This is a genomic window from Anoxybacillus sp. ST4 (assembly GCF_019448545.1).
In the GTDB taxonomy this organism is placed as follows: domain Bacteria; phylum Bacillota; class Bacilli; order Bacillales; family Anoxybacillaceae; genus Anoxybacillus; species Anoxybacillus pushchinoensis.
In genome coordinates this window covers 22,868-29,212 of record NZ_JAHZOE010000027.1, presented here as the reverse complement: position 1 = coordinate 29,212, position 6,345 = coordinate 22,868, and the positions used below count along the sequence as shown (strand labels likewise).

The following is a 6,345-nucleotide window of genomic DNA, read 5'->3' as shown; positions in this document are numbered from 1 at the left end:
TGTCTTCTGTTGGCAGGCGAAACGATCGATCGAGTTCTTTCCGCTACCTAGGGCATTTTCTATGACCGAAATGCCCTATTTGTGCTGGGCTTTTTTATACACTAGCACTGGGGTGAATAGTTACTTTCCGAGTGTGGCGAGAAGGTCAAACAATTAATTGCAGAGCATTTATATGCTGAGTCTGTCGAAGTGATCCATGAACCGATTGATATTTTGTCCAGTAAGTTTGATGAGCGGTTGGAAAAAGCCCCTTCAAAAGAAGCACAGGCGGCGGAAATGGAACATGCGATTCGTCATGAGATTAAAGTGAAGCTGGAAGAAAACCCTGTATACTACACGTCTTTAAGAGAAAAACTTGAACAATTAATCGAAGCAAGACGGAAAAAAATGATGGATATCGCTGAATTGGTAGAAAAGCTACGCAGCATGGTTAATGATATGCGAAACGTCAACCAACAAGCACAAAACCTCGGCTTTACACGGGAACAATATCCATTTTACCAGCTGTTCCAACAGCTTCTTCCAGACGAAGAACATAAAGATACGATCGATGCGTTGACGCATCTTGTAACAGACATGATTGCCGAGGAAAGTCAAGTCATTGATTGGGTAAACAAAGAAGATGTAAAGCGAGAAATGCGGAAGAAAATCAAGAAACAGTTACGGGCAAGTGTTATTCCTAAAGATCAGATAGAAAACATTACACAACAAATTATGTCGTTAGCGATGGTTCATTATAAAAAGTAAAGAGGAGAGTATTTTTAACTCTCCAATTTTTTATAAAGGATGGGAGTAATAATGAAATGGTGGATGGTACGTGCGGGAGATCAAAATGAACTCATTCCAGTTTGGAAACAAAAAGGAGTTGCTTCGATAGGGTGGGCGGAATTTGGAGACCCAAAAAACTATTCGACTAGGGAAGCTTTGATTGAGAAAGCGCACAAGATTTATGAAGAAGAAAAACCTGCTACACGAATTACTTGGGCGAGTCAAGTATGGAGATTTAGCCGTGAAATTAAAGTAGGAGATAGAATCATTACATACGCTAAAGACAAACGTGAATACTTAGTGGGGACGGTTACTAAAGAACATGAATATGACGAAACAATTGTAGATGAGTATTATCCAAATGTAATCCATGTAAAATGGGAAAAGAAACAAATTCCACGTGACCAATTGTCACAAGGGGCAAAAAACTCCCTTGGCTCTACTCTGACGGTCTTTCGTGTGGATGACTGGGGAGATGAATTAGAAAGATTATTAGCTGGTAAAGAACCTGTAGTAAGTGAACCTGAAGACAATGAAGATGAAGTTATTAAAGAAGACTTCGTTCAAAAAGCATTGACGATGATTCAAGATAAAGTTGATCAATTAGATCCATGGCAAATGCAGGAGCTAGTCGCTGGATTGCTGCAAGCTATGGGCTATAATGTGAAAATAAGTAAAAAAGGACCTGACGGGGGAGTCGATATTTTAGCTCATAAAGATGCATTTGGTTTTGAAAAGCCGATTATTAAGGTACAGGTAAAGCATCGAAAATCAGCTTCGTCAGGTCCTGAGATTCAACAACTGTTAGGAGCTCATCCAATTGATGCGAATAGTTTATTTGTATCAACTGGGGGATTTACAACAGCCGCTGAAAATATAGGAAAACAACATAACGTTAAGCTAATTGATTTAGAAGAGTTAGTAAACTTAATTGTCCAATGGTACGATAAAATGCCAAACGAAACGAGATCATTGTTGCCCCTGCAAAAAATATATATTCCAGAATAAATGACAAAAGAGCCTCTACTTACATAGTAAGGCTCTTTTCCATGTCTATAAAGTTAACGTTGGGCCATTTATCCGCAACCATTCTTTTCTTTGTTCATAGTCTGATATGATAGATTTAACAAAATGCCAAAAATCATTGGAGTGATTTGGATATTTAAGATGTGCTAGTTCATGTACTAGTAAATAGTCGATAATCGGTACAGGAGCCATCATAATTCTCCAGTTTAAGTATATGGCTCCTTCGTTTGTGCATGTTCCCCAGCGCATTTTTTGTTCTTTTAATTTCATTTTCGTAGGGGTTACTCCCATTTTAGGGCAATAAATTTTTAAACGTTCTTGTAGTTTCATTTCCCCGTACAGAATATACCAATCTTTGAACGCTTGTTGAAAAAATGAGATTCTTTCTTTTTCTGTTAAATGCGGTGGCACCGTGGCAATAAATTTCCCTTGTTTAAACATAAGAACCGGCTTTGTAACTTCCTCGCTTTTATATACTTTTAATCGATAATTGCGCCCTAAATAAGCAAATTTCTCTCCGCTTACAAATTCTTTCGGAGCAGGGCAATCAGAAATTTGATTCAACGCCTGCCATTTATCAATAATCCATGGAGCTTTTTTATAGAGGATAGAATGTAAAAGTGTATCCTCTATTCCCACAGGGGCTACGACTTTTACCCCCTCTAGCCATTCAACCGATATCGTCACATCCCGCTTTTCTGGCTTATACTCTACTGCATAATCTATCGTTGTCTTGCCATATTGAAAGCTAGGCATAGAAATCCTGACTCCTTCGTTCCTTTAATTGTCTTTCATTTTATCTTTGGGAAAGCAAAAGGTCAATCGGTAAACGATGAATTTGAAAAATGGTAACTATTCAGCCACATGATCAAGTGGGCTGAATTTAAACAGTTGGAATTTATTTTATCTTTTAATCACTCTCTCCCTTCAAAAATTAAATTTTCAACCTAAAAAACGGTTCATCCTCCCACTTTTTCGCCCCATTTGTCATAAAAATTTTCCGCAAAATTCAATTTTCCACTTTTGCATTTCCCTTATTTCCCGATTTTAATCAAATTGTCTCCTATATTCTACGAAAGGATGATTTGTATGCAATACCTCGATTTAAAAATGGATTTTATGTTTAAACAACTGTTCGGCCACCCAAGCAGAAAGTCAATCACCATGGCGTTTTTAAATGCGTTGCTACATCGGACTGGAGATGATCGCATCATCGACGTACAGTTTGAAAACACCGAACTAACGAAAGAAACAGAAGACGGTAAGACCGGACGATTGGATGTCATCGTTCGCACAAATCGCGGCGAGCGCATTCACGTTGAAATTCAAATCATCCCACAATACGGTATGCCCGAACGGCTATTGTATTACTGGGCAAGGTTGTTTTCATCTTCACTATCAAAAGGAGAACGGTACAACACCCTCCCTCCAACGATTATGATCGCCATCTTAAATTATCCCCTTTTCCCACATGAAACAGATCGCTTCCATACCGTTTTTCACATTCGTGAAGACGAAGAACAGTTTCTTTGGAGCCATCACCTTGAATTTCATGTACTCGCCTTGTCACAATTTATGGTAAAATGGAAGAAATATCGGAGAGAAGTGAAACAGTCACCGGAATGGCCATGGTTAACGATGTTGTCGGCTGTCGATGGACGAACGAAAAAAATGGATGAAGAGATGTTTCGTGAATTGGAGGGAATAGCCATGACAGAACAAGACATTTTAGAAGCGCTAGAAGAATGGCAAAGCTTAAGCGTCGACCCCGAAAACCGTTACGCATACGAAATGCGGCTGAAATGGCTCCTTGATCAACTCTCAAACATTCGCGGCAGTCGGGATGAAGGAAGACAAGAAGGATTGAAAGAAGGATTGAAAAAAGGATTAGAACAAGGTCGAGAAGAAGGGAAAAATGAAACGATTCGAAAAATGGTCGAAAAAGGAATGAGTATAACAGACGTTGCCCATATTCTCGACATGACAGAGGAGGAAGTACGGGAGCGGTTGGGAGATTAGCGAACGGTGTCGGGTGCTGTTCGCGATTTGAGCGCAAAGCGCAGCGCTCGGCAAGAACGTTCGAGAAACTGTCCATTCGTGAACAAGTTCCCAGTAACAAAGCGATGCCATGCACGTTCGGAAGAGAAGCCAAGCCTAAAAGATGAATGGCAATGATCACCGCGTCTTCTTGTTTCGCCAAATGACGATTGCGACGTTGAAGATAGCGTTGAATGTGTGACAGCTGGGCAGAAACAAAAAAGAAAATCGCTGCATATTGTTTTTGAATTTTTGCTTTGTCTGTAGTAAAACGAAAGTGCTCTTGCATGGGGATTCTTCTTTCGAATGTTTGGTCGCACTTTCATTCTAAAGGAGATCCGCAGGCAAGGGCTATTTTTATGCTTACTTGATTTTATCTAGCACCACAGGCTATAACAATGAAATGGAGCTATCGGAAAGAAATGATCTTGAGTTGGTTTTGAATACAATCAAACAACTGAATGGGAAGCCATTTGGTTAGAATGCCCTTCTTCATTCAGATCAAAGGTTCCAATACACAACAAAATCATATGAAAACCAGCTCGAAGAACTCAAGATTCAAGGAAGCCATTCTCGAAGGGGAAATTGCCATGATAACGCATGTATCGAATGTTTCTTCTCACATCTAAAGACAGAGAAGTTGTATTTGGTGCACCCAAAAACGATGGAACAGGCGTATCAGGCTATTCAAGAGTATATTCATTTTTACAATCACAGTCGTTTTCAAGAAAAACTGAACGACCTTTCCCCGATTGAATATCGAGAAAAGGCCGCAGCTTAATGTACTCTTTTTTTAATGTCTACTTGACAGGGCTATGTGCAAAAAATCGTCCCTCTTTGTTATGTAAGCATCAATTTGTAGATTTTCTTTGCGAGAAATCCTTCCCGATAAATACATAAAACCCCAGCACCGAAGTACTGGGGCAAAAACTATGAATCCCCCACTGACGAGGTGAAATGGCCTGCGACGCGGCAGGCAACTTATCATTAAGTTATGAGTTTTTTGCTGATAATATGCAAAGAGAGGAACCATTTAGGCTCTCCTCTCCGTTGCAAAACAAACGAATCCACGTTTTTTTTACGTGTGAAATGGTCTGTGACGAGACAGACAACGTAATTTGTACTCTAAGTATAGAAAAAACCTAGGGAAATGTCAATACGTTGTCAATACACTGTAAATACGTTGTAAGTACGTTACAGGTCAAATACCCATTTTACACGGTTCATAATCTTATTTAAATCATCCTCGTTTATATTGCCGATATGTTGCTTTAATCGTACTTTGTTGACGGTCGTTAATTCTTCTACCTTTACCGCAGAAGTCTGCGCTAAAAACGGATAAACTTCCTTTCGAAGAAAGTAATGTGTCTTTAAACGAGGTACTACTTTGGTTTTCCCTTTTCGATCTGTAACGGTTTGGGTTTTTAATTTTGTAGACAAAGGAGCTACCTTAACATTTCCGGATGTGCGGTTAATCCAGTCGTTGGAAAGAACAAGCACCGGCCGCTCTCCGTTTTGTTCTGTGCCGATATTTTCTCCAAGTTCACAAGTGAAAATGGATCCTCGTATGATCGGGCGCTTCATCTGTGTTTGTTCATTCTCAATCCATTCGTTTGCTAATGCGATCTTTTTGGGATGCCATTCATCTAGTTTTGCTTTTTTGTCCACTTTTTTTAAACGTAAACGTTCACGTTGAATTGCATCTGATTCCATTTTACCCCACCTCTCCCTCTTATACATCACGCTCATGATAGCAAATGGTGCCAGGGACTGTTCGCGAGTAAGTTTGTTTTATTTAATATGTCTTCTCAAGGTTCTTCATTTTATTTTCCAGAAGATTTAGTGAATAGCTTAATAACTCATCTTTATGCATCTCTTCTTTTTGTTTATCAAAATATAAGGGTTCACCTAAGATGACAGTAGCCTTTTTACCTATTAGTATTTCCTTCAAATTAGCAGGACCATGATAACTAGCTGGCAAAATGGGAACATTAGCTTTAATAGCAATTGTTACTGCACCTCTTTTTAAAGGTACTTCCTCATTAGTTCTAGTACCACTTGGAAAAATTCCTACAATTTTATTTTCTTTTAATAATCTCATAGGAATTTTTAAGGTACTCGGTCCAGGATTTTGGCGATTTACAGGAAAAGCATTTAAATATTTTAAAAGTGTCCCTATTAATCTGGAATTAAATAGCTCTTTTTTTGCCATATAATGTACTTTTGTCGGATAAAGAGACATAGCAAGCATAATGACATCTACCCACCCACGATGAGAACATGTTACTACATAATTTTTATTTTTAGGTATATTTTCCTTACCTCTAACTTCTAATAGTCTAAATAATTTAATTATAAAATAAAGAATTTTACCTACAATATGATACATCATTTTTCCCACCTCTATTAATGGTATTAGTTATTGGGTTGTTCTAACAAAAATATTTTTTGTAAATTAAAACATATTTCCCTATCATGAATCAACAACAATCTAGGGCATTGTGTAAATCCCCT

General features: G+C 38.5%; 5 protein-coding genes and 3 pseudogenes. 4 read left to right on the top strand and 4 right to left on the bottom strand.

The features are described from left to right. Window positions 1–150 precede the first annotated feature (150 nt). Window positions 151–747, top strand: a pseudogene (locus K1I44_RS12885) (type I restriction enzyme endonuclease domain-containing protein); the annotation flags it as partial. 48 nt (window positions 748–795) lie between these two features. Beyond that, window positions 796–1,776: a restriction endonuclease gene (locus K1I44_RS12880; RefSeq protein WP_219986369.1), complete on the top strand. Its 981-nt coding sequence runs from the start codon at window positions 796–798 to the stop codon at window positions 1,774–1,776. Window positions 1,777–1,821: 45 nt separating this feature from the next. Here K1I44_RS12880 and K1I44_RS12875 read toward each other — a convergent pair whose 3' ends face one another. Beyond that, the gene (locus K1I44_RS12875; RefSeq protein ID WP_219986367.1) at window positions 1,822–2,550 is read right to left on the bottom strand and encodes a M48 family metallopeptidase; all 729 of its coding nucleotides are present in this window, start codon (window positions 2,548–2,550) and stop codon (window positions 1,822–1,824) included. Between the two features lie 333 nt (window positions 2,551–2,883). On the opposite strand from K1I44_RS12875, the gene K1I44_RS12870 reads away from it, so the two are divergent. Continuing rightward, the gene (locus tag K1I44_RS12870; RefSeq protein WP_219986366.1) at window positions 2,884–3,813 is read left to right on the top strand and encodes an Rpn family recombination-promoting nuclease/putative transposase; all 930 of its coding nucleotides are present in this window, start codon (window positions 2,884–2,886) and stop codon (window positions 3,811–3,813) included. A gap of 26 nt (window positions 3,814–3,839) precedes the next feature. Here the strand turns inward: K1I44_RS12870 and K1I44_RS12865 are convergent. After that, window positions 3,840–4,120: pseudogene (locus K1I44_RS12865) on the bottom strand (IS982 family transposase); the annotation flags it as partial. 102 nt (window positions 4,121–4,222) lie between these two features. On the opposite strand from K1I44_RS12865, the pseudogene K1I44_RS12860 reads away from it, so the two are divergent. Further along, window positions 4,223–4,612: pseudogene (locus K1I44_RS12860) on the top strand (transposase); the annotation flags it as partial. A gap of 413 nt (window positions 4,613–5,025) precedes the next feature. Here the strand turns inward: K1I44_RS12860 and K1I44_RS12855 are convergent. Together K1I44_RS12855 and K1I44_RS12850 are read right to left on the bottom strand one after the other, a co-directional pair. Then, a complete protein-coding gene (locus K1I44_RS12855; protein ID WP_219986365.1) occupies window positions 5,026–5,544 on the bottom strand; it encodes a type II toxin-antitoxin system PemK/MazF family toxin in 519 nt (172 codons plus the stop codon). 82 nt (window positions 5,545–5,626) lie between these two features. Continuing rightward, window positions 5,627–6,220, bottom strand: coding sequence for a lysophospholipid acyltransferase family protein (locus K1I44_RS12850; protein WP_370628008.1), 594 nt, complete (start codon window positions 6,218–6,220; stop codon window positions 5,627–5,629). Between the last annotated feature and the right edge of the window lie 125 nt (window positions 6,221–6,345).

Coding starts and splice junctions, on each gene's coding strand:
- K1I44_RS12875 (WP_219986367.1), bottom strand. CDS start 2,550: ATGCCTAGCTTTCAATATGGCAAGACAACGATAGATTATGCAGTAGAG.
- K1I44_RS12870 (WP_219986366.1), top strand. CDS start 2,884: ATGCAATACCTCGATTTAAAAATGGATTTTATGTTTAAACAACTGTTC.
- K1I44_RS12855 (WP_219986365.1), bottom strand. CDS start 5,544: ATGGAATCAGATGCAATTCAACGTGAACGTTTACGTTTAAAAAAAGTG.
- K1I44_RS12850 (WP_370628008.1), bottom strand. CDS start 6,220: ATGTATCATATTGTAGGTAAAATTCTTTATTTTATAATTAAATTATTT.